19 protein-coding genes and 2 pseudogenes are annotated in these 21,902 nt (G+C 70.8%); 12 read left to right on the top strand and 9 right to left on the bottom strand.

The genetic code is table 11. The annotated features are described in order from the left end of the window. Positions 1-159: 159 nt before the first annotated feature. Positions 160-2,676: pseudogene (gene pepN / locus ACIBK3_RS23315) on the top strand (aminopeptidase N); the annotation flags it as partial. On the opposite strand, the gene ACIBK3_RS23320 reads toward pepN, so the two are convergent. After that, positions 2,598-3,680: an EamA family transporter gene (locus ACIBK3_RS23320; RefSeq protein ID WP_399368290.1), complete on the bottom strand. Its 1,083-nt coding sequence runs from the start codon at positions 3,678-3,680 to the stop codon at positions 2,598-2,600. The pseudogene pepN and the gene ACIBK3_RS23320 sit on opposite strands and share 79 nt — an antisense overlap. Before the next feature lie 127 nt (positions 3,681-3,807). On the opposite strand from ACIBK3_RS23320, the gene ACIBK3_RS23325 reads away from it, so the two are divergent. Continuing rightward, a complete protein-coding gene (locus tag ACIBK3_RS23325; RefSeq protein ID WP_399368292.1) occupies positions 3,808-4,338 on the top strand; it encodes a MarR family winged helix-turn-helix transcriptional regulator in 531 nt (176 codons plus the stop codon). 121 nt (positions 4,339-4,459) lie between these two features. Here ACIBK3_RS23325 and ACIBK3_RS23330 read toward each other — a convergent pair whose 3' ends face one another. Then, on the bottom strand, positions 4,460-5,959 hold the full coding sequence (locus ACIBK3_RS23330; RefSeq protein WP_399368294.1) for an FAD-dependent monooxygenase: 1,500 nt from the start codon (positions 5,957-5,959) through the stop codon (positions 4,460-4,462). Between the two features lie 156 nt (positions 5,960-6,115). On the opposite strand from ACIBK3_RS23330, the gene ACIBK3_RS23335 reads away from it, so the two are divergent. Beyond that, positions 6,116-6,694: a TetR family transcriptional regulator gene (locus ACIBK3_RS23335; RefSeq protein WP_399368296.1), complete on the top strand. Its 579-nt coding sequence runs from the start codon at positions 6,116-6,118 to the stop codon at positions 6,692-6,694. Between the two features lie 154 nt (positions 6,695-6,848). On the opposite strand, the gene ACIBK3_RS23340 is transcribed toward ACIBK3_RS23335, so the two are convergent. The 3 genes from ACIBK3_RS23340 to ACIBK3_RS23350 form a co-directional block, all read right to left on the bottom strand. Then, a complete protein-coding gene (locus ACIBK3_RS23340; RefSeq protein ID WP_399368298.1) occupies positions 6,849-7,130 on the bottom strand; it encodes a hypothetical protein in 282 nt (93 codons plus the stop codon). A gap of 79 nt (positions 7,131-7,209) precedes the next feature. Then, complete coding sequence (gene malQ / locus ACIBK3_RS23345) at positions 7,210-9,339, bottom strand: 4-alpha-glucanotransferase (protein WP_399368300.1); 2,130 nt, start codon at positions 9,337-9,339, stop codon at positions 7,210-7,212. 83 nt (positions 9,340-9,422) lie between these two features. Continuing rightward, the gene (locus ACIBK3_RS23350) at positions 9,423-9,674 is read right to left on the bottom strand and encodes a hypothetical protein (RefSeq protein ID WP_399368302.1); all 252 of its coding nucleotides are present in this window, start codon (positions 9,672-9,674) and stop codon (positions 9,423-9,425) included. A gap of 209 nt (positions 9,675-9,883) precedes the next feature. Here ACIBK3_RS23350 and ACIBK3_RS23355 point away from each other — a divergent pair. Continuing rightward, positions 9,884-10,327: pseudogene (locus ACIBK3_RS23355) on the top strand (RNA polymerase sigma factor); the annotation flags it as partial. A gap of 30 nt (positions 10,328-10,357) precedes the next feature. Here ACIBK3_RS23355 and ACIBK3_RS23360 read toward each other — a convergent pair. Next, positions 10,358-10,894 carry an HNH endonuclease gene (locus tag ACIBK3_RS23360; protein WP_030670120.1) on the bottom strand — a complete coding sequence of 179 codons (537 nt, stop codon included), beginning with the start codon at positions 10,892-10,894 and terminating at the stop codon, positions 10,358-10,360. A 368-nt stretch (positions 10,895-11,262) separates the two neighbouring features. On the opposite strand from ACIBK3_RS23360, the gene ACIBK3_RS23365 reads away from it, so the two are divergent. Together ACIBK3_RS23365 and ACIBK3_RS23370 are read left to right on the top strand one after the other, a co-directional pair. Next, positions 11,263-12,363, top strand: a complete 1,101-nt coding sequence (locus tag ACIBK3_RS23365; RefSeq protein ID WP_399368305.1) for a mechanosensitive ion channel family protein — start codon at positions 11,263-11,265, stop codon at positions 12,361-12,363. Positions 12,364-12,518: 155 nt separating this feature from the next. Further along, positions 12,519-13,139 (top strand): Uma2 family endonuclease, encoded by a 621-nt coding sequence (locus ACIBK3_RS23370; protein ID WP_399368307.1) that lies wholly within the window; start codon positions 12,519-12,521, stop codon positions 13,137-13,139. Positions 13,140-13,201: 62 nt separating this feature from the next. On the opposite strand, the gene ACIBK3_RS23375 is transcribed toward ACIBK3_RS23370, so the two are convergent. Next, complete coding sequence (locus tag ACIBK3_RS23375) at positions 13,202-13,579, bottom strand: hypothetical protein (protein ID WP_399368309.1); 378 nt, start codon at positions 13,577-13,579, stop codon at positions 13,202-13,204. Positions 13,580-13,734: 155 nt separating this feature from the next. Further along, the gene (locus ACIBK3_RS23380) at positions 13,735-14,340 is read right to left on the bottom strand and encodes a LuxR C-terminal-related transcriptional regulator (RefSeq protein WP_399368311.1); all 606 of its coding nucleotides are present in this window, start codon (positions 14,338-14,340) and stop codon (positions 13,735-13,737) included. Between the two features lie 417 nt (positions 14,341-14,757). Between ACIBK3_RS23380 and ACIBK3_RS23385 the strand changes: the two genes are divergently transcribed. Then, on the top strand, positions 14,758-15,969 hold the full coding sequence (locus ACIBK3_RS23385) for an ROK family protein (RefSeq protein ID WP_399368313.1): 1,212 nt from the start codon (positions 14,758-14,760) through the stop codon (positions 15,967-15,969). Between the two features lie 72 nt (positions 15,970-16,041). Here ACIBK3_RS23385 and ACIBK3_RS23390 read toward each other — a convergent pair whose 3' ends face one another. Then, complete coding sequence (locus ACIBK3_RS23390; protein ID WP_399368315.1) at positions 16,042-16,167, bottom strand: hypothetical protein; 126 nt, start codon at positions 16,165-16,167, stop codon at positions 16,042-16,044. A gap of 33 nt (positions 16,168-16,200) precedes the next feature. Here ACIBK3_RS23390 and ACIBK3_RS23395 point away from each other — a divergent pair, with 33 nt between their 5' ends. The 5 genes from ACIBK3_RS23395 to ACIBK3_RS23415 all read left to right on the top strand — a co-directional run bounded on the left by ACIBK3_RS23395 (position 16,201) and on the right by ACIBK3_RS23415 (position 21,710). Then, positions 16,201-17,538: an ABC transporter substrate-binding protein gene (locus tag ACIBK3_RS23395; protein ID WP_399368317.1), complete on the top strand. Its 1,338-nt coding sequence runs from the start codon at positions 16,201-16,203 to the stop codon at positions 17,536-17,538. Then, positions 17,538-18,506, top strand: a complete 969-nt coding sequence (locus ACIBK3_RS23400) for a carbohydrate ABC transporter permease (RefSeq protein WP_399368319.1) — start codon at positions 17,538-17,540, stop codon at positions 18,504-18,506. The genes ACIBK3_RS23395 and ACIBK3_RS23400 overlap by 1 nt, the downstream gene beginning before the upstream one ends. Then, positions 18,506-19,399 carry a carbohydrate ABC transporter permease gene (locus ACIBK3_RS23405; protein ID WP_399368321.1) on the top strand — a complete coding sequence of 298 codons (894 nt, stop codon included), beginning with the start codon at positions 18,506-18,508 and terminating at the stop codon, positions 19,397-19,399. The genes ACIBK3_RS23400 and ACIBK3_RS23405 overlap by 1 nt, the downstream gene beginning before the upstream one ends. 86 nt (positions 19,400-19,485) lie before the next feature. Then, the gene (locus ACIBK3_RS23410; protein ID WP_399368323.1) at positions 19,486-20,751 is read left to right on the top strand and encodes a 6-phospho-beta-glucosidase; all 1,266 of its coding nucleotides are present in this window, start codon (positions 19,486-19,488) and stop codon (positions 20,749-20,751) included. Further along, entirely contained in the window at positions 20,742-21,710 is a 969-nt protein-coding gene (locus ACIBK3_RS23415; protein ID WP_399368325.1) for an N-acetylglucosamine kinase, read from the top strand. The genes ACIBK3_RS23410 and ACIBK3_RS23415 overlap by 10 nt, the downstream gene beginning before the upstream one ends. Positions 21,711-21,902: the final 192 nt, after the last annotated feature.

The raw sequence follows: 21,902 nt of genomic DNA on the forward strand, positions 1-21,902 counted from the left end.
CCACCGCCCGCACGTGCACCGGCCCCGGGTCGGCGCCCCGCCGCCATGGCCCCAGGCCTGCTTGCGGACCGCCCGCCCACCGGCGGGAAACGGACATCGCCTTCCCCGTACCTCCCGTGGAAGGATGGCCGAACCACCCCATGACGAGGAGATGACCGCGTGCCTGGCACCAACCTGACTCGCGAAGAGGCGCAGCAGCGGGCGAAGCTGCTCACCGTTGACTCGTACGAGATCGAACTCGACCTCTCCGGCGCGCAGGAGGGCGGTACCTACAGGTCCGTGACCACGGTGCGCTTCGATGTCGCGGAGAGCGGCGCGGAGGACAGCACGAAGGACGGCGCGGAGTCCTTCATCGATCTGGTCGCCCCGACCGTTCACGAGATCACCCTCAACGGCGACCAACTCGACCCCGACGAGCTCTTCGAGGACTCCCGGATCACGCTGCCGGGACTGCTGGAGGGCCGCAACATCCTCCGGGTCGTCGCCGACTGCGCGTACACCAACACCGGTGAGGGGCTGCACCGGTTCGTCGACCCGGTCGACAACCAGGCCTACCTCTACACCCAGTTCGAGGTGCCGGACGCGCGCAGGGTGTTCGCGAGCTTCGAGCAGCCGGACCTCAAGGCCACCTTCCAGTTCACCGTGAAGGCGCCGGAGGGCTGGACGGTCATCTCCAACTCGCCCACCCCGGAGCCGAAGGACAGCGTCTGGGCCTTCGAGCCGACGCCGCGCATCTCGTCGTACATCACCGCGCTGATCGTCGGCCCGTACCACTCGGTGCACAGCGTGTACGAGAAGGACGGCCAGTCCGTGCCGCTCGGCATCTACTGCCGGCCCTCGCTCGCCGAGCACCTCGACTCGGACGCCATCTTCGAGGTGACCCGGCAGGGCTTCGACTGGTTCCAGGAGAAGTTCGACTACGCGTACCCCTTCAAGAAGTACGACCAGCTGTTCGTGCCCGAGTTCAACGCGGGCGCGATGGAGAACGCGGGCGCGGTGACGATCCGCGACCAGTACGTGTTCCGGTCGAAGGTGACCGACGCCGCGTACGAGGTGCGCGCCGAGACCATCCTGCACGAGCTCGCGCACATGTGGTTCGGCGACCTCGTCACCATGGAGTGGTGGAACGACCTGTGGCTGAACGAGTCGTTCGCCACCTACACCTCCATCGCCTGCCAGGCCGCCGCGCCCGGCTCGCGCTGGCCGCACTCCTGGACGACGTTCGCCAACTCCATGAAGACCTGGGCGTACCGGCAGGACCAGCTGCCCTCCACGCACCCGATCATGGCGGACATCAGCGACCTGGACGACGTCCTCGTCAACTTCGACGGCATCACGTACGCCAAGGGCGCCTCCGTGCTGAAGCAGCTCGTCGCATACGTCGGCGAGGACGAGTTCTTCGCGGGCGTACAGGCGTACTTCAAGGCGCACGCGTACGGCAACACGCGCCTGTCCGACCTGCTGGGCGCCCTGGAGACGACCTCCGGGCGTGACCTGAAGTCCTGGTCGAAGGCGTGGCTGGAGACCGCCGGCATCAACGTCCTGCGCCCGGAGATCGAGACGGACGCCGCCGGGGTCATCACGTCGTTCGCGATCCGCCAGGAGGCGCCGGCCCTGCCCACGGGCGCCAAGGGCGAGCCGACCCTGCGTCCGCACCGCATCGCGGTCGGCCTGTACGAACTCGACGCGGACAGCGGCAAGCTGGTCCGTGACGAGCGCGTCGAGCTCGACGTGGACGGCGAGCTGACGGCCGTACCGCGGCTGGTGGGCAAGCGCCGTCCAGCGGTGTTCCTGCTCAACGACGACGACCTGTCCTACGCGAAGGTCCGCCTCGACGAGCAGTCCCTCGCCTTCGTCACCGAGCACCTCGGCGACTTCGAGTCCTCCCTCCCCCGCGCCCTGTGCTGGGCGTCTGCCTGGGACATGACCCGCGACGCCGAACTCGCCACCCGCGACTACCTCTCCCTCGTCCTGTCGGGCATCGGCAAGGAGTCCGACATCGGCGTGGTGCAGTCGCTGCACCGCCAGGTGAAGCTGGCGATCGAGCTGTACGCCGACCCGGCCGCCCGCGAGACCCTGCTGACCCGCTGGACGGACGCCACGCTGGCCCACCTGCGGGCGGCGGCGCCGGGCAGCGACCACCAGCTGGCGTGGGCGCGCGCGTTCGCCGCGACCGCCCGTACGCCGGAGCAGCTGGACCTGCTGGACGCCCTGCTGGAGGGCACGCAGACGATCGAGGGCCTGGCCGTCGACACCGAGCTGCGCTGGTCGTTCGTCCAGCGGCTGGCCGCGGTGGGCCGCTACGACGAGGCGGAGATCACCGGCGAGTACGAGCGCGACAAGACGGCCGCCGGTGAACGGCACGCGGCCACCGCCCGGGCCGCCCGCCCGACCGAGGAGGCCAAGGCGGAGGCGTGGACGTCGGTCGTCGAGTCCGACAAGCTGCCGAACGCCGTCCAGGAGGCCGTCATCGGCGGCTTCGTCCAGACCGGCCAGCGGGAACTGCTCGCCCCGTACACGGACAAGTACTTCGAGGCCGTCAAGGACATCTGGGAGAACCGCTCGCACGAGATCGCCCAGCAGATCGCGGTCGGTCTCTACCCGTCGATCCAGGTCTCCGAGGAGACCCTGCGCAGGACGGACGAGTGGCTGGCCTCCGCGGAGCCCAGCGCGGCCCTGCGGCGGCTGATCTCCGAGTCCCGCGCGGGCGTGGAACGCGCGCTGAAGGCGCAGGCCGCGGACGCGGCGGCGGCCGAGTAGTCGTTGCCCGTACGCGGACGGGGGTGTCCGGCACTGTGCCGGGCGCCCCCGTCCGCCTCTTTCACGTCCGTGCCGGCGCGGAGCTGTCCGGCGACCGTCGCCCCGAACGCCAGCGCCATCCCCGCCAGTTGGACCGGCGTCAGCGTCTGGCCGAGCGCGGCCCAGCCGACCACCGCGGCGGTCAGCGGTGACAGGGGGCCCAGGAAGGTGACCTGGGTGGCCGTGAGCCGGCCGATGCCGCGGAACCAGAGCCAGTACGCGACCGCCGTGTTCGCGAGGGCCAGGTAGAGGTAGCCGCCGACCGCCCGGCCGTCCAGCGCGGGCGGCGTCCCCTCCGCCAGGAGCGCGACGGGGGCGATGAGCAGACCGCCCGCGGTCAGCTGCCAGGCGGTGAGCGCGAGCGGGCCGACCCCGTCCGGGCGTCCCCAGCGCTTGGTCAGGACGGTACCGGCGGACATCGAGGCGGTTGAGGCGAGGGCCGCGAGCACGCCCACGGCGTCGAGGGCCCCGGCGGCCTTCAGCACGACCAGGCTCACCCCGAACGCGGCCACGACCCCGGTCAGCACGCTCCGCGGCGTCGGCCGCTGTCCCAGCAGCAGCGCCGAGAGCCCGACCACGAACAGCGGGCCGACCGACCCGACGACCGCCGCCATCCCGCCCGGCATCCGGTATGCCGACAGGAACAGCAGCGGGAAGAAGGCGCCGATGTTCAGCGCCCCGAGCACCGCGGCCTTCCCCCACCAGACGCCCCGCGGCAGCACCCGGGCGAGGGCCAGCAGGACCAGTCCGGCGGGCAGCGCGCGCATGAGCCCCGTGAAAAGGGGACGGTCGGGCGGGAGGAACTCGGTGGTGACGGCGTAGGTGGTGCCCCAGGAGACGGGGGCGAGGGCGGTGAGCAGGACGGTCGCGGGCCGTTTCATGACCGGCACCCTTCGGAAGGCGGCTTGTTGAGGGTTTCGTAGCTTGGCGTTCATTAGCTTAGCTCTAAGCAACTTGCAGTCAAGCTACTTACTTGCGGGTGATCGGGATGCGGCCGATACTCGACCCATGAGTGCGGATACGCGGCGCGAGAGCGCGGAGCGCAAGGACCCCGTCGACGCGATCATCGAGCAGTGGGCCGAGGTGCGGCCCGACCTCGACACGGCCGCCATGGAGGTCTTCGGCCGGATCTACCGGCTCTCGCGCGCGATGGGCGACCGCATGGACAAGGCGTACGGGGCGCTCGGCATCGGACGCGGCGAGTTCGACGTCCTGGCCACCCTGCGCCGCTCCGGCGAGCCGTACACCCTCTCGCCCCGCCAGCTGTCGGCGACGCTCATGCTCACCACCGGCGGCATGACCGGCCGCCTCGACAAGCTGGAACGCGCCGGACTGCTGCGCCGCTCCCCCGACCCGCACGACCGTCGCGGCCTCCAGGTCACGCTCACCGAGGAGGGCCTCGCGCTGGTCGACCGGGCGGTCGGCGCCGGCCTCGCCGTCCAGACGGAGGCCCTGTCCGCCCTGGACGCCGAACAGGCCGGCCACCTGGCCGGCCTGCTGAGGGAGTTGCTGCTGTCGGCGGAGACGGCCGAGAAGTAGGGCCGATGTCGACGGAGACGGCCGAGAAGCAGGCTGACGTCGACGGAGCCGGCCGAGAAGCGGGCCAATGTCGACGACGGAGACCGCGGAGAACCAGGACCTCCCGCACCCCGCGGGCGGCTCAGCCGACGTGCGCGGCGAGGGCCGCCTCGATCGCGGCGGGATCGGCGTCGTCGGCCGCCCAGGCCACGTAGCCGTCGGGGCGCACCAGCACGGCCGTACGCCGGCCGCTCGCCCAGTGCTCCCTCGCGAGCCGGTCCTTGCGGGCGGCGCCCTGGTCCTCGTACGACTCGGAGGTCCTCGGCGTGATCAGGACGAACCGGCCGCCGCGCAGGGCCTCGTAGAGGCGGCCGCTCTCCAGGGCCACGTCCGGGACACGGGTGCCGGTGAGGCGGTGGGCGCCCCGGGGTGCCGCGTACTTGTAGCCGATGCCGGTGATCTGTCCGGCCATCCTGCGGCGGGCCGGGCCGACGGTCTCGAGGAAGCCGGTCAGTGCCGCCCGCAGGGCCAGGGTCCAGGGGCGCCTGGCCATGCCGAGCCGGACCAGGCCGCCGCTGCTGCGCAGCACGGACCTGCCGACGGGGTGCCGCTCGGCCTGGTAGGTGTCGAGGAGCTCCGGACCCGCGTGGCCGTGGAGGACCTGGGCGAGCTTCCAGCTGAGGTTGGCCGCGTCCTGCAGGCCGGTGTTCAGGCCCTGACCGCCGGCCGGGCTGTGGACGTGCGCGGCGTCCCCGGCGAGGAAGACCCGGCCCACCCGGTAGGCGGGCGCCTGGCGTTCGTCGCTGTGGAAGCGGGACACCCAGCGGGGGTCGTGCATCCCGAAGTCCCGGCCGAAGGCGATCCGGGCGATCTCCTTGATCTCGTCGAGGTCGACGGGCTCGTCGTCGGAGACGTCGCGGCCGTAGTGCCAGCCGAAGACGCGGTAGTACCCGTCCCCGAAGGGCGCGAGGAAGGCGAAGACGCCACGGACGGCGTTGGCGGTGAACACGACCTCGGGCTCCTCGGCGAGTTTCACGTCCGCCAGCACGATGGACCGGATGACGGAACGGCCGGGGAAGGGCAGCCCGACCGCGTTCCGGACGGCACTGCGCATCCCGTCGGCGCCGACGACGTACGCGGCACGCAGGCTCTCCGCCTTCCCGCCGGATCCGTCGACCTGGACGGTGACCCCGTCCGCGTCCTGGGTCAGGCCGGTCACCTCGGACTCGTACCGGAACTCCACGCCTGCCGCCACGGCCCGCCGCTCCAGGACCTGCTCGACCTCGTACTGCGGGATGACGAGCAGGTGGTTGAAGCGGGAGGGGAGGGCGGCGAGGTCGACGTCGAGGCGGGTGAAGAGGCGGAGGCTGTCGAGGGTGCGGCCGGACGCCTCGACGTCGTCGGCCAGCCCCCGGGCGTCGAGTTGTTCGAGGGTGCGGGCGTGCAGGACGAAAGCGCGGGAGAGGTTGCTGATCCCGTGAGGGCGCTTCTCGACGAGGGTGACGGGGACGCCGGCGGTGGCGAGGTCACCGGCCAGGAGGAGGCCGGTGGGACCGCAGCCGACGACGATCACGGGGGGTGTGGTGCCAGTGGTGATGTCAGTAGTGCCGGTGTTGCCAGTGGTGCCAGTGGTGCCATCCATGGGGACCTCCTGGGACGCCAACGTCCGCGGTCAACGATTGTTGGCCTACGCGCGTTGGCCCACATTCGTTTGCCTACGCTTGTTGGCAACGCTAGGACGAGCGGAGTCACACGTCAACACTTGTTGGCCTACGCATGTTGGCCTACGCTTGTTGGCATGGCTGAAAGCACCTCTCCCCCGCAGGCGAAGCGCTCTGACGCGACCCGGAACGCGATCCTCGCCGCCGCGCGCGAGCGCTTCGCGGCGGACGGCTACGAGCGGGCCACCATCCGCGCCATCGCCAAGGACGCGGCCATCGACCCGTCGATGGTGATGCGCTACTTCGGCAACAAGGAGGGCCTGTTCGCGGCGGCCGTCGCGGTCGACCTGAAGTTGCCGGACCTGGGGTCACTGCCGCGGCAGGAGGTCGGCCGGGTCCTGGTGAACCACTTCCTCGACATGTGGGAGGAGAACGAGGTGCTCACCGCGCTGCTGCGGGTCGGTGTGACCAATCAGGACGGGGCGCGGCGCATGCAGGGCATCTTCCGGGAGCAGTTGCTGCCGGTCGCCCGCCAGGTGTGCCCCGACCCCGAGCAGGCACCGACGCGGGCGGCGCTCGCTGCGACCCAGTTGCTGGGGCTGGCGCTGACGCGGTACGTCCTGCGGTTCCCGCCGGCCGTCGCACTGGCCCGGGAGGAGGCCGTGGCGTGGCTGGGGCCGACGGTACAGCGGTATTTCACGGCGCCGAGTCCTTGAGGGCACGCCGTATTGCCGGGCTACGGGGTGGCCGCCCGGGACATGCCGAGGGCGCCGGCCTCACAGACGTACGGCGGGGTACGTCGGCGGGGGCGGCGCCCCGGAGGAAGCGTGCGGGCGGTCGGAGCCGGGCTCCGGCGCCGCGCCGCTCCGGTCAGGCCTTGGACTCGGCCTTGGGCCTGGTCTTGATGTTGCGGGTGGTCACGCGGTGCGACTCGTGCGACTTGTCCAGGAGCAGCACAAGGCCGGCGATGACCCCGAACAGCACGAGGGGTGCCACGACATAGAGGCCCAGCGTCTCGATGACGCTCAGGCCCGTGCCGGGGTCGTCGCCGTCGTCGCGGGTCAGCGCGAGCGCGGGGGACGACATGAGCAGCATCATCAGCGTCGTACCGGCAGCCAGGGCACCGGCGCGCAGGGCGTTCTTCTTGTCCACGGTGCCAAAGTATCCAACCGTGGTCGGGGGTGCTCCTCCGGGGGGGTCGTATGACACGTGGGGCGGGTGGTGCCGGACCTCACCCGGGCCCGTCTTCCACTGGCTCCCGGAATACCTCCGCCGGCTCCCGCAGTACCTCCACCAGCGCCCGCAGCCTCGCCGACGCCGCCAGTTCCTCCAGGGTCACCGGGCGGCCCTCCGTGTCCGCGACGGGAAGGCGCCAGTTCGGGTACTGGTCCCAGGTTCCCGGGAGGTTCTGGGGGCGGCGGTCGCCGACGCCGTCGGGGAGCCAGATGCCGATCATGCGGGCCGGGGTCCGGAGGAGGAAGCGGTGGACGGCCTGGATCTCGGCCTCCTCCGATGAGGGATCGGCGCCGCCCGCCGTGCCGTGGAGGAGACCGAGGCGGGTCAGCAGGGCCAGCCACTCCGCCGTGTCCGCCGAGGCCTCGGCCCGCTCCTCCTCCAGGGGGCGGGTCAACAGGCCGAGACTGTCGCGGAGTTCGACGTGTTCGCCGGTCAGGCGGGCGGCGGTGGGCGGCAGGTCGTGGGTGGTGGCGGTGGCCAGGCAGTCGGCGCGCCAGCGGTCGGGCGGGAGGGGACGGCCGTCGCCCTCCCAGTCCCGCTCGAACCACAGGACCGACGTACCGAGCACCCCCCGCTCGCGCAGGGCCTCGCGCACCCCCGGCTCGACCGTTCCGAGGTCCTCGCCGATCACCACCGTCCCGGCCCGCCAGGCTTCCAGCACCAGCACGGCGAGCATGGCCTCGGCGTCGTAGTGGACGTACGTCCCCTCTGTGGGCGCTTCGCCCAGCGGGACCCACCACAGCCGGAACAGGCCCATGACGTGGTCGATGCGCAGGGCGCCGGCGTAGCGGAACAGGGCGCGCAGCAGGGCGCGGAAGGGCTCGTAGCCGGACTCGGCCAGGCGGTCCGGGCGCCAGGGCGGCAGGCCCCAGTCCTGGCCGCGCGCGTTGAAGGCGTCCGGGGGCGCGCCGACGGACATGCCGGCCGCGAAATAATCCTGCTGTGCCCAGGCGTCGGCGCCGCCGGGGTGCACCCCGACCGCGAGGTCGTGGACGATCCCGACCGGCATGCCCGCCTCGCGTGCGGCGCGCTGGGCGGCGGTGAGCTGGGTGTCGGTGAGCCAGGCGAGCCGGCGGTGGAAGTCGACGCGGTCCGTCAACTCCCGGCGGGCGTGGGCCGTTTCGGCCGAGCGGGGGTCGCGCAGGGCGGCCGGCCACTGGTGCCAGTCGGAGCCGTGGACCTCGGCGAGCGCGTACCAGGTGGCGTGGTCCTCCAGGGCCTGGCCCTGTTCGGCGAGGTAGGCGCGGTAGGCGGCGAGCCGACCGGGCCCGAGCGGCACCTCCCGCACCAGTTCCAGCGCCGCCCGCTTCAGCTCCCACACCGCGTCCCGGTCGATCAGCGCGCCCTTCTCCAGTACGGAGGCGCGCAGGCGGTCGGCCCGCTCCAACAGGGGGCGCAGGCCTTCGCGGTCGGGGACGTAGGCGTACTCGGGGACGTCCTCCACCCGCAGGTGGACCGGGTCGGGGAAGCGGCGCGAGGAGGGACGGTACGGCGAGGGGTCCGTGGGGGCGCCGGGTACCGCACCGGGTACGGCCGCGTGCAGCGGGTTGACCTGGACGAAGCCGGCGCCGAGCGCGCGGCCGGCCCAGGAGGTCAGTTCGGCGAGGTCACCGAGGTCGCCCATGCCCCAGGAGCGCCGCGAGAGGAGGGAGTACAGCTGGACGAGGAGGCCGTACGCGCGTCCGGGGGGCGCCGGCAACCGGGGCGGGGCGATGATCAGGTGGGCGTCGGCGGTACGGCCGTCGGGGGCGGTCGCGGTCAACCGGTGCACTCCGGGCGGGAGTTGGTCGGCGGCGCCGCGGGTCTCGCCCTGCTCGGTGGTGACACGCAGCCGGGTGCCGGCCGGGAGGGCGTCGAGGGCGTCGGGCGTACCGCCGCTCCAGCCCACCACGGTCGGCGGCAGCAGCCGTTCGCGCAGTTCCTCCTCGCGGGCCGCGAGCGCGGCACGCACGGCGTCCGGAGTGTCCGCGGCGACGCCCAGGGCGGCCAGGGCCCGGGTGACTGCGGTGGCCGAGGCGGCGACCGTACGGCCCGGGGACGGACTGTAGGAGGTGGCGACGCCGTGCAGCGCGGCGAGCCGCGCCAGGTCCTCGGTGGGCGGCTCGTCCTGCCGGGGCGTGCTCATGTCCGGCTCCGCTGGGTCATGTACGGCTCCGCTGGTTCATGTACGGCTCCGCGTAGTCATCGCTTACGGCTCCGCCTGCCCGTCTACGCCTCCGCGTGGGCGTCGGACTCGCTGGTCAGCGGCGCGGCGTCGGCGAGGGGCGGTTCGCTGGTCAGGGGCTCGGCGTCGGGCAGGGGCGGTTCGCTGGTCAGAGGAGCCTCGGCGCAAGCGCCCTCCGCGCTGAGCACACACAGGTGGAGATCGGCTGCGGCGGACGGCTCCGCCTCGGACAGGGCGGAGAGGTCCGCCTCGGGTTTGGAGAGGGCCGAGAGCAGAAGGTGTGCCGATGCGGCCACGGGGGCCTCCTTGTCGAGTACGACGTGCGGATACCGCAGCCCTACCCAGCGGTCGCGGCGGCAGACGTACGCGAAGGAACAACGTGCCTCTCGTCACATTCTGTTCCGGTGCGGTACTTCCAGACTGGGACATATGGCGCACGCCGTCCAGTTCGCGAACCGGCCGCCGCGAGGCCGTCGATAGACGGGTTGTGAGACTGTTCCGCCCCATGGGGGGCCACCGGGAGAAGGACACCGAAGGCGCCGAAGCCGCAGGGGCCGCTGAGGGCGCAGAGGGCGCCGACGCATCGGACGCGGCGCTGTTGCGGGCCGTCGCCGGTGGCGACTCGGTGGCGATGGCCGCGCTGTACGACCGGCACGCGGGGTGGCTGCACGCGCGGCTGACCCGGCGCTGCGCCGATCCCGAGGTCGTGCGCGAGGTGCTCCAGGACACGTTCGTGACCGTGTGGCGGTCGGCGGCCGGGCATCGGGGCGAGGAGGCGGGCGGCTGGCTGTGGACGATCGCCGCGCGCCGCCTGGTCGACGCGCGCCGGGCGCACGAGCGGGCGGCGCGGGTGGCTGCACCGGTGGCCCCGACGGACTCCGGGTACGAGGCGGCCGCGGTCGCACCGTCCGCGGAGGACCGGGTGCTGGCGGCGCTGGAGTACGGCGATGGGCCGGGTACGCAAAAGCCCGGATCGTCGTCAGGCGGAGATGCCGTCGATCCGGGCCAGTGCGTCGTCCGCGCCGTACGGCTGCAAGTACGGCAGCCAGCGCGGATCCCTATGGCCCGTCCCGATGATGCGCCAGGCCAGGCCGGTGGGCGGGGCCGGTTTGTGACGCAGCCGCCAGCCGATCTCGACGAGATGGCGGTCGGCCTTGACGTGGTTGCAGCGACGGCAGGACGCGACGACGTTGTCCCAGACGTGCTTGCCCCCGCGGCTGCGCGGGATGACGTGGTCGACGCTGGTTGCGACGCCACCGCAGTACATGCACCGGCCCCCGTCACGGGCGAAGAGCGCCCGCCGGGTGAGCGGAACGGGCCCGCGGTAGGGAACCCGCACGAATCGCTTGAGCCGGACCACGCTGGGTGCGGGGACAGTGACGGTCGCGCTGTGCATGAAAGCGCCGGACTCCTCGAGGCACACGGCCTTGTTCTCCAGGACGAGGATGAGCGCGCGGCGGAGCGGTACGACGCCGAGCGGCTCGTACGACGCGTTCAGGACCAGGACATGCGGCACGGATGGCCTCCTTGGACGCCGGCGGCGCGTGGCTCGCGCCGGGACGATTTCGTAGTCAGTCTCCCCTCAGGGCTGGCGGAAGCGCCACCATGTCCCGGTAACGGGCTGGGAGTGTTTTCGACCACATCGACTTCATTCCCAGGATCATGAGTTGTTCATCCCACCTGTTCATCCCCAGGTGGGCGCGTTCTCTCCCCCGAACATTGCAACGATCCACACACGATGCCCCGATAGTGTGGTGGAGCTGCCCCACCGGTGACCTTTTCGTGACCTTGAACCACGACGTACGACCGGACGTACGACCGTACGACCGCGTACGACCCTGACCGCGACCGGAGGGGCGGACCGCAGCACTGGAGGTACCTGCCGTGTCCTTGTCCGCCGTCCTACTGGCCGCCGGTCCGCCGCCGTCGCCGTCCCCCTCGGGAACGCCGACCGCTCCGGTGGTGCCGTCGCTCCAGGACGCCCAGGAGAGCGCGACGAACGCCGCCAGCTGGGTCCAGGAGAACTGGTCCACGTGGCTGGCGATCGGCCTCAGGGTCCTGCTGATCCTGGTGATCGCCGCGGTGCTGAGAGTCGCGGTGCGGCGGGCGATCACCAAGCTGATCGACCGCATGAACCGCACGGTCCAGTCGGTCGACGGCACGGCGCTCGGCGGACTGCTGGTCAACGCGGAGCGCCGCCGTCAGCGCTCGCAGGCCATCGGCTCGGTGCTGCGCTCGGTGGCGAGCTTCCTGATCCTGGGCACCGCGGCCCTGATGGTCCTCGGCACCTTCGAGATCAACCTCGCCCCGCTGCTGGCGTCCGCCGGTGTCGCGGGCGTGGCGATCGGTTTCGGCGCGCGGAACCTGGTCACGGACTTCCTCTCCGGCGTGTTCATGATCCTGGAGGACCAGTACGGCGTCGGTGACACGATCGACGCGGGCGTGGCCTCCGGCGAGGTCATCGAGGTCGGCCTGCGCGTGACCAAGCTGCGCGGCGACAACGGGGAGATCTGGTACGTCCGCAACGGCGAGGTCAAGCGCATCGGCAACCTCTCCCAGGGCTGGGCGACGGCCGGCGTCGACGTGACCGTCCCGGCGGACGAGGACCTCGACAAGGTGAAGCGGACCCTGAACGAGGTCGGCGAGAAGATGAGCAAGGAGGAGCCCTGGAACGAGCTCCTGTGGGGTCCGATCGAGGTCCTCGGCCTCGACAGCGTCCTGCTCAACTCGATGGTGGTGCGGGTCTCCGCCAAGACCATGCCCGGCAAGTCCCTCACGGTCGAACGCGAACTGCGCTGGCGCATCAAGCGCGCCTTCGGCGCCGCGGACATCCCGATCATGGGCGGCCCGCCCGCCCCGGCCCAGGACGACGAGTTAGCCGACCCTTCGGCCGCGGTGGCGCCCCCGTCGGTGTACGCCAACTCGGCGTCCCCACAGGCGGAAGCGGCCTCCCCGATCGTCCAGCCGAGGCCGGCGCCGAAGTAGGCGGTGACGACGGGGGTGCCGTATCGATTCAGCACGCTCGTTCGAGTGAACGGTCGGGGCATCCCGGCGCGGAGAGCGCTCGGGGTGCCCCATCGTTCTGCCGGGGAGCCCGACGCGGGCTTAGCCTGGCAGCAGCGTGACGAGGAGAACCAGGGATGAGCGCCGAACCCATCACGGAGCCGGTCATGACGCAGCAGGACCCCATCGATCTGTTGATCGCGATCGAGGAGGCGTCCGTGGCGCCGACTCGACCCGAGTACGTCGAGGGGATGGCCATCGTGCCGCCGCAGCCGAACGATAACCACAACGACGGTGCTTTCAAGCTCGCGGTTCAGTTCTTCAACACGGGATTCGAACTTGCGGGGATGGGCAACGGCTACCGTGCGGCCCACAAGGACGGCAGGACGATGGCCCTCGTCATCCCGGACTTCTACATTCGCCGCCGCAAGCCGAGCGAACTCGACGAGTCGTACCGCAAGGCCCACAGAGGTTGGTACCCCATCGACATGATCGCCCTCGTCGGCGAGGTCACCTCCACCAACCACGAGACGGACACCGGCCCGAAACTCCGCACCTACGCCGCCGCCGGCATCCCCGTCTACGTCCTCGTCGACCGGCACAGCGAGACGGCCCACTGCTACACGGACCCCGTTCTCCCCGGCGACGACCCCACTGAGGCCTACTACGCCACCGACGTCAAGGTGAACCTCGGCGAGCCGCTGCCGCTTCCGGGGCCGTACCCCACTGTGGACACGGCCCCGTTCCTCACGGACTAGCCACGAACGTCGCGGTCGGCCCAGGCCGCACCGCGACGCCCGGCGCCCGGCGCCCGCTCGCCTTACTCCTTGAGTTCCTTCCGCAGAACCAGGTCACCCGCCGCGGTCGGCCGAGTGATCTTGACTTTCACCGTGTACGTGTCGCTTGCGCAGGTCACGAGGGCCGCACCGGTTACACCTTTGGTGGGGATTTTCTGAAAGGTGACCGCGTACGCGCCCGCGTTCTCGACACCGGGATTCTTGTCGGTGGGGTTTTCAGTGCCCGCGGTTATCTGCACTTCCTTCGGGGATTCTCCGTTGTTGCAGTCTCCGACCGACCCGGTGACCACAACCTCTCCACTTTGCGGATCGGCTGCTGCCTGGCTCGCGGCCGCGAGCGAGGCCACGGCTGTCAGCGGGAGTACCGATGTGACGGCGAGAATTGCGACGCGATTGCGCATTGCTTCTCCTAGCTTTTCGGCTCACACCGCGAACGGCTGCGCGTGAGACATGAATTGCCTCTACCAAGGTCTGACCTGGGCCCGTGAGGGTCAAGGGGAGCAACTACCCCTGAATTACGGGGCAGGACTACCCACAGCAGGTTCCCGCGGCGGCTCTATCCCCGGTCGGTGAGCCCGTGTTCGATCGCGAGCCGGGTGAGGTCGGGGCGGCGCCGGTAACCCGTTTTCTCGCGGATTCGGTCGAGGTGCGACTGCACGGTGTGCTTGCTGATGCACAGCTTGTCGGCGATTTCGTTGTCCGTCGCGCCGTTGACGACAAGTCTCAGAATGTCCTGCTCCCGGCTCGTGAAGTGCGGCGATTTTTCCAGCAAACAGTCGGTGGCCGCGGACACGTAGCTACGGCCCGAGCCCACGACCCGAATCGCCGTCAGCAGTTCTTCCACCTCGGCCTGTCGGCTCAGATATCCACTGGCACCCGCCCGGATCACCTGAGCCGCGTCGATCTGCGCACCGGACGACGTGATGATGACGGCGTGCCCCCGCTTCCGCAGTTTCGTCACGGCCGCCGCGAGCCTCGGGGGCGACTGCTGCAGGTCCACCAGGACCACGTCGGCGCCACGCAGACTGCCGTCCGCGGCCTGGAGCGACGACGCCGCGACGATCAGGCGGAGGTCAGGAGCGGTGCTGACCAGCTGCGAGACGCCGTGCCGGAAGAGGGGACAGTCCCCGATGACCGCGATGCCCGTGAATCCGGTACTCACAGGTCACTGCCGATGCCCGGCGAAGTGGAAAGCCGAGCACGTCCGTTGTCCAGTCCGGCCATGACCGTGACCATCGCCTCAGCGCAGCCGCTCATGGACATCTCCGATCTCGCACGGACTCGCACGCGGACACCTGGTCTCCAGCCTCGGCGGGTCCGGGGAGTCGAGCGCGTCGGGTTAACCCGTCCGAGTCGGCGCCGGGGTCGCCGCGCGCACATGCACCCGCACCCGCACCCTCACCGCGTCAGTGGCCAGGTAACGACTCTGTTGCCTCCTCCAGAGCCCATTGACGCCCCCGCCACCTCGCCCTTATGGTCCAGGCCAGAAGACAGGAAACCTTCCTAACAGTTACCGCCGGGTGGACTTCCCGGCCCGGTCACTGGGAACCTGGACAGCCGAAAGGCAGGTGTCGACCCCATGGCAGGAACCGCCGGTACGCCGGGCACCCCGAGCGTGCTGCGCGCCATGAACGACCGCGCCGCCCTGGACCTCCTCCTCGAGCACGGGCCGCTGTCCCGCACGCGGATCGGCAAGCTCACCGGCCTCTCGAAGCCGACCGCGTCCCAGCTGCTGGCCCGCCTGGAGGCGTCCGGGCTGGTCCTGGCGACCGGCACCAGCGAGGGCCGCCCAGGCCCCAACGCCCAGCTGTACGAGGTCAACCCGGCCGCCGCGTACGCCGCCGGGCTCGATGTCACGCCCGAGCGGGTCCGGGCCGCCGTCGCCGACATCACCGGCCGCACGGTGGGCTCGTACGAGTTCCCGACCCCGGGCAGGCGTCCCGCTCAGCCCGTCGTCCAGCAGGTCACCGCCGCTCTGGACGGGGCGGTGAAGGCAGCGGGGCTCGCCCGTGACGACGTCCACCGACTCGTCATCGGCACCCCCGGCGCCTTCGACCCGAACACCGGCCGGCTGCGGTACGCCTCCCACCTGCCCGGCTGGCACTCCCCCACGCTGCTCGACGATCTCGCCGCCGCCCTGCCGATGCCGGTCGGGTACGAGAACGACGTCAACCTCGTCGCCGTGGCCGAGCAGCGGCTCGGCGCGGCCCGCGGACACGGCGACTTCGTGCTGCTGTGGAACGAGGGCGGCCTCGGCGCCGCCCTGGTCCTCGGCGGGCGGCTGCACCGCGGCTGGACCGGCGGCGCCGGCGAGGTCGGCTTCCTGCCGGTGCCGGGCACCCCTCTGGTCCGGCAGGTGAGCAAGGCCGGCAGCGGCGGCTACCAGGAACTGGCCGGTTCGCAGGCGATCCCCAAGCTGGCCCGTGAACTCGGCGTCCAGGACATTCCGTCGGGCCCGTACGCCGAGGTCGCCGCCGCCCTCGTCGCACGGGCCGCGGAGGCGGACGACGGCCCCCACCGGCGCCTGCTGGAGGCGTACGCGACCCACCTCGCCACCGGTCTCGCCTCGCTCGTCTCCGTCCTCGACCCCGAACTCGTCGTCCTCAGCGGCGCCTCGCTCACCTCGGGCGGCGAACCGCTGCGCGCCCTGGTCCAGGCCGAACTGGAGGAGCTGGCCGCGTCCCGGCCCCGGCTCGTCGTCGGCGACGTCCGTGAACACCCCGTGCTGCGCGGCGCGTTGGAGAGCGCGCTCTCGGCCACCCGCGACGAGGTCTTCGACACCTCGCGCTGAGCCCCACCCAGGCTCCACCACCGGCCCAAGTGGCCCCACCAGCCCCACATCCCCACGGTCACCTGACCTCGGTCATCCGACCACCCTCGCCTCGGCACCCGCACCGCACCACTGCATCACCGGCACCACCAGTACCGCCAGACCACCGGCACCAGGCAGCACCACCAGCACCACCGGAACCTCACCACCCACCCTCATCCCAACCCCGCCCTGCCCTAGGGAGACCCCGTCATGCCCGGAATGCCCCGTAAAACGGCTCTCGCACTGGCCGCCTCCGCCTCCCTCGCCCTTCTCGCCACCGCCTGTACCGGCCAGTCCGGCTCCGACGCGAGCGACGACGCGTCCAAGGACACGACCATCAACTTCTGGCACGCCTGGAGCGCGCCGAACGAGGTGGCGGGCGTCAAGGCCCTGGTCGCCGGCTTCGAGAAGGCGCACCCCAACATCCACGTGAACGTCGTCGGCAACATGACCGACGACAAGATCAACCAGGCGCTGCGCACCGGCGGTACCAAGGCGCCGGACGTGATCTCGTCCTTCACCACGAACAATGTCGGCAAGTTCTGTTCGTCGGGGGCGCTCGTCGACCTCAACCCCTTCTTCAAGACGGCGGACATCGACCCGGAGGAGACCTTCCCGAAGGCGATGAACCAGTACACGCAGTTCGACGGCAACCGGTGCAGCGTGCCGCTGCTCGGCGACGCGTACGGCCTCTACTACAACAAGACCGCCTTCCAGAAGGCCGGTATCAAGACCCCGCCGAAGACGTGGTCCGCATTCGAGGCCGACGCCAAGAAGCTGACGATCTCGGACGGCGCCGGCTACAAGCAGCTCGGCTTCATGCCGGACTACCACGGCTGGGAGACGACCACCGAGCACTACCTCGGGCAGTTCTCCCCCACGTATTTCGACTCCAGCGGCAAGTCGAACGTCGCCAAGGACCCCGCGTTCCAGGCCGCGTTCACGCTCCAGAAGAAGCTCGTCGACGAACTCGGCGGATTCAAGCGACTGGAGAACTTCCGCTCCACGCTCGGTGACGAGTGGGGCCCCAAGCACCCCTTCCAGACCGGCCAGGTCGCCATGCAGCTGGACGGCGAGTGGCGGCTGGGCATGGCGATGGAGGCCAAGCCGGGCTTCGAGATCGGCGTGGCCCCGCTGCCCGTCCCGGACGACCAGGCCGACCAGTACGGCAAGGGCTACATCACCGGCACCATCGCCGGAATCGCCGCCACCAGCAAGAAGCAGAACGCGGCCTGGGAATTCGTGAAGTACATGACGACCGACACGGACGCGGTGGTGAACTTCTCCAACGCCATCCACAACGTGCCCTCCACGCTGGCCGCCCTGAAGTCGCCGAAGCTGAAGTACGACCCGCGCTTCAAGACGTTCCTCGACATCGCCGCCAACCCGAACTCCACGACGTCCCCGGCCTCCGTCAACGGTGGTGTGTACCTCGCGACGATTGAGAACTTCGGGTACGACTACGAGAGCGGCAAGGTCAAGGACCTCAAGGCGGGCCTGGCGAGCACCGCCAAGCAGATCGACACGGACATCGCGCAGGCCAAGTGATGAGCGCGATCACCCTGGCGTCGAAGCGCCGCCCGCCCGGCCTGGCCGCGAAACAGCGGAAACAGGCACTGCGCACCCTCGCCTTCATGTCGCCCTGGCTGATCGGCTTCGCGGTCTTCTTCGCGTACCCGCTGATCTCGACGGTCTATTTCTCGTTCATGCACTACGACGGCTTCAAACCGCCGACGTGGAGCGGGACGAAGAACTGGACGTACGTCTTCGAGCACTACCCCTTCTTCTGGCCGGCCCTGCGCAACACCCTGTGGCTGGTGCTGGTCATGGTCACGCTCCGGGTCCTCTTCGGCCTCGGGATCGGCCTCCTGATCACGAAGATCAAGACGGGCACGGGTGTCTTCCGCACCCTGTTCTACCTGCCCTACCTGGCCCCTCCCGTGGCGGCCACGATGGCGTTCGCGTTCCTGCTCAACCCCGGCACGGGCCCGGTCAACTCGATCCTCGAGAAGGTCGGCATACCCGGTCCCGGCTGGTTCAACGACCCCTCCTGGTCGAAGCCGGCCCTCACCCTGCTCGCCCTGTGGGGCATCGGCGACCTGATGGTCATCTTCATGGCCGCGCTGCTCGACGTACCGCAGGAGCAGTACGAGGCCGCGGAGCTGGACGGGGCGTCGGCGTGGCAGCGGTTCCGTTACGTCACGCTGCCGAACATCTCGCCGATCGTCATGTTCGCCGTGGTCACCGGCGTGATCCAGACCATGCAGTACTACGCGCAACCGCTGATCGCCGGGAAGGTCGCCTCGGGCGTGATCCAGGGCGCGGGCACGCAGTTCGAGCCCGGATACCCGGAGAAGTCGACCCTGACCCTCCCCCAGCTCGTCTACAACCTCGGCTTCCAGCGTTTCGACTACGGCTCGGCGTGCGTGGTCGCCCTGGTGCTCTTCGCCCTGTCGATGGTGTTCACCGCGTTCTTGATGCGGCGCCGCGGCGGTCTCATCCAGGCAGGTGACTGATGGCTCAAGTACTGGACAAGCCGGTGCGGTTGAAGGAACCGGTGTCCCCCGCCGAGCGGACGGCCCGCCGCCGCGGCCTGCTGGAGTGGATCGCGATCCACTCCCTGGGCGTCGCCGCGGCCCTGTTCTTCACGCTCCCCTTCGTGTTCGTCCTGCTGACCTCGCTGATGAGCGACACCCAGGCCCTCAGCCGCGACCTGATCCCGCACACCTGGGAGTGGGGCAACTACCGGAAGGTGTTCGACACCCCGGGCTTTTTGACCTGGTGGAAGAACACGCTGCTGTACGCGGGTGCGGGCACCGCGCTGACGGTGGTGTCGTCGATTCCCGTGGCGTACGCGCTCGCCAAGTTCCGCTTCCGGGGCCGCAACCTGTCCCTGATGCTGGTGATCTCGATGATGATGCTGCCGCCGCAGGTGGTCATCATCCCGATGTACCTTTTCTGGGCGAAGCAGCTGGACCTGTCGGGCACCCTGTGGCCGCTGATCATCCCGATGGCCTTCGGCGACGCGTTCTCCATCTTCCTGCTGCGCCAGTTCCTGACGACGATCCCGAACGAGTACCTGGACGCGGCGAAGGTGGACGGCTGCGGCGATCTGCGGACCCTGCTGAAGGTCGTCGTCCCGATGGCCAAGCCGGGCATCGCCGCCGTCGCGCTCTTCCAGTTCTTCTACGCCTGGAACGACTACTTCGGCCCGCAGATCTACGCCTCGGAGAACCCGGGTGCCTGGACCCTGAGTTATGGCCTGGAGTCGTTCAAGGGCGCCCACCACACCGACTGGAACCTCACCATGGCCGCGACCGTGCTGGTCATGGCCCCCGTGATCCTCGTCTTCTTCTTCGCCCAGAAGGCGTTCGTCGAGGGCGTCACGCTCACCGGAGTGAAGGGTTAGGCAGTGATGCAGCATCTCCCCGGGGGGCACCCCCCGGACCCCGGGCCGATGGCCGTCGTCCCGGGCATCTGGAAGCGAGGTACTCAGTGAAACTCACCGTGGTCGGCGGAGGCTCGACCTACACCCCCGAACTCGTCGACGGCTTCGCCCGTCTGCGCGACACCCTGCCCGTCGAGGAACTGGTCCTGGTCGACCCGGCCGCCGAACGCCTGGACCTGGTGGGCGGACTGGCCCGGCGGATCTTCGCCAAGCAGGGGCACGGCGGCCGGATCGTCACCACCTCCGACCTGGACGCGGGCGTCGAGGGCGCCGACGCCGTGCTGCTCCAGCTCCGCGTCGGCGGCCAGGCCGCCCGCGAGCAGGACGAGACCTGGCCCCTGGAGTGCGGCTGCGTCGGCCAGGAGACCACCGGAGCGGGCGGCCTGGCCAAGGCGCTGCGGACGGTTCCGGTGGTGCTCGACATCGCCGAACGGGTCCGCCGTACGAACCCGGACGCCTGGATCATCGACTTCACCAACCCGGTCGGCATCGTCACCCGCGCCCTGCTCGAGGCCGGTCACAAGGCGGTCGGCCTGTGCAACGTGGCGATCGGCTTCCAGCGCAAGTTCGCGGGCATGCTCGGCGTCACCCCCGCCGACGTCCACCTCGACCACGTGGGCCTCAACCACCTCACCTGGGAGACGGGCGCACGCCTGGGCGGCCCCGAGGGCGAGGACGTCCTGCCCAAGCTGCTGTCCGAGTACGGCGAGGCGATCGCCGCCGACCTGCGCCTGCCGCGCCCGCTCCTGGACCGCCTGGGCGTGGTCCCGTCCTACTACCTGCGCTACTTCTACGCGCACGACGAGGTCGTACGAGAGCAGCGCACCAAGCCCTCCCGGGCATCCGAAGTGGCCGAGATGGAACGCCAGTTGCTCAAGATGTACGGCGATCCGGCCCTCGACGAGAAGCCGGAGCTGCTGGCGAAGCGGGGCGGCGCCTTCTACTCGGAGGCGGCCGTGGACCTGGCCGCGGGTCTGCTGGGCGGGGGCGGCAGCCCGTACCAGGTGGTGAACACGTACAACCGGGGCACGCTCCCCTTCCTCCCGGACGACGCCGTGATCGAGGTGCAGGCGGCGGTCGGCCACAAGGGCGCCACCCCGCTGCCGGTGCCGGCCGTGGACCCGCTGTACGCGGGCCTGATGGCGAGCGTGACGGCGTACGAGGACCTGGCCCTGAAGGCCGCCCTGCACGGCGGCCGTGACCGGGTCTTCCGGGCCCTGCTGGCCCATCCCCTGGTCGGTCAGTACGCGTACGCCGAGTCCCTCACCGACCAGCTGATCGCACACAACCGGGAGCATCTCGCGTGGGCCTGACCGCAAGTGTCCTCGCCGTCGACGCGGGCAACAGCAAGACCGACGTCGCGGTCGTGGCGGCCGACGGGGCCGTCCTCGCCACGGCCCGCGGCGGCGGGTTCCGGCCTCCGGCGGTAGGCGTCCGGGCGGCGGTGGACGAGGTCGCGGACGCGGTGACGCGGGCGTTCACCGCGGCCGGCGTCACCTCCGTCGACCATGTCTCCGCCTGTCTGGCCAACGCCGACTTCCCCGTGGAGGAGGAGCAGTTGGCGGCCGCGCTGCACGCGCGCGCGTGGGGGGCCGGTACGCAGGTCCGCAACGACACCTTCGCGGTGCTGCGGGCCGGCGTCACCGAGCCGCGCGGCGTCGCGGTGGTCTGCGGCGCGGGCATCAACTGCGTCGGCATGCGGCCCGACGGCCGCACCGCCCGCTTCCCCGCGCTCGGCCGGATCTCCGGCGACTGGGGCGGCGGCTGGGGACTGGCGGAGGAGGCCCTGTGGCACGCGTCCCGTGCGGAGGACGGCCGCGGGGCGCCCACGGCACTGGCGCGGACACTTCCCGCCCACTTCGGGCTCCCCTCCATGTACGCGCTCGTCGAGGCCCTGCACCTGGAACGCGTCGAGTCCGCCCGGCGGCACGAGCTGGCCCCCGTGCTGTTCGCCACCGCCGCCGACGGCGACCCGGTCGCCCGGTCGGTCGTCGACCGTCTCGCCGACGAGGTGGTGACCATGGCGACGGTGGCCCTGACGCGGCTCGACCTGCTGGAGGAGGAGACGCCGGTGGTGCTGGGCGGGGGCGTGCTGGCCGCCCGGCACCCCCAACTCGACGACGGTGTACGGGATCTGCTGGCGGCCCGGGCCCCCAAGGCGGTCCCGCGGGTGGTGACCGCGCCTCCGGTCCTGGGGGCGGCGCTGCTGGGGCTGGACCGGACGGGGGCGCGGGAGGAGGCGCACGAGCGGGTGCGGGCGTACTTCGCGTAACAGCGCGCTTCCCCACGGGATGCATGGAACCGAACCGATTCCGACAGCGTATTGATGGGCAGGGGGTTGTGCGCGGGAGGTTGTGCGCAGGGGGCGCGGTCAGGCCGCCGGCGGTGTTCACTGCGATCCGATCAAGATCCAGCGAAGGCCGGTGCGGAATGTCAGTCCCGGCGGCGATACTTGCGGCGACGG

Origin of the sequence: Streptomyces sp. NPDC050287 (genome assembly GCF_044459385.1) — a bacterium.
Lineage (GTDB): Bacteria > Actinomycetota > Actinomycetes > Streptomycetales > Streptomycetaceae > Streptomyces.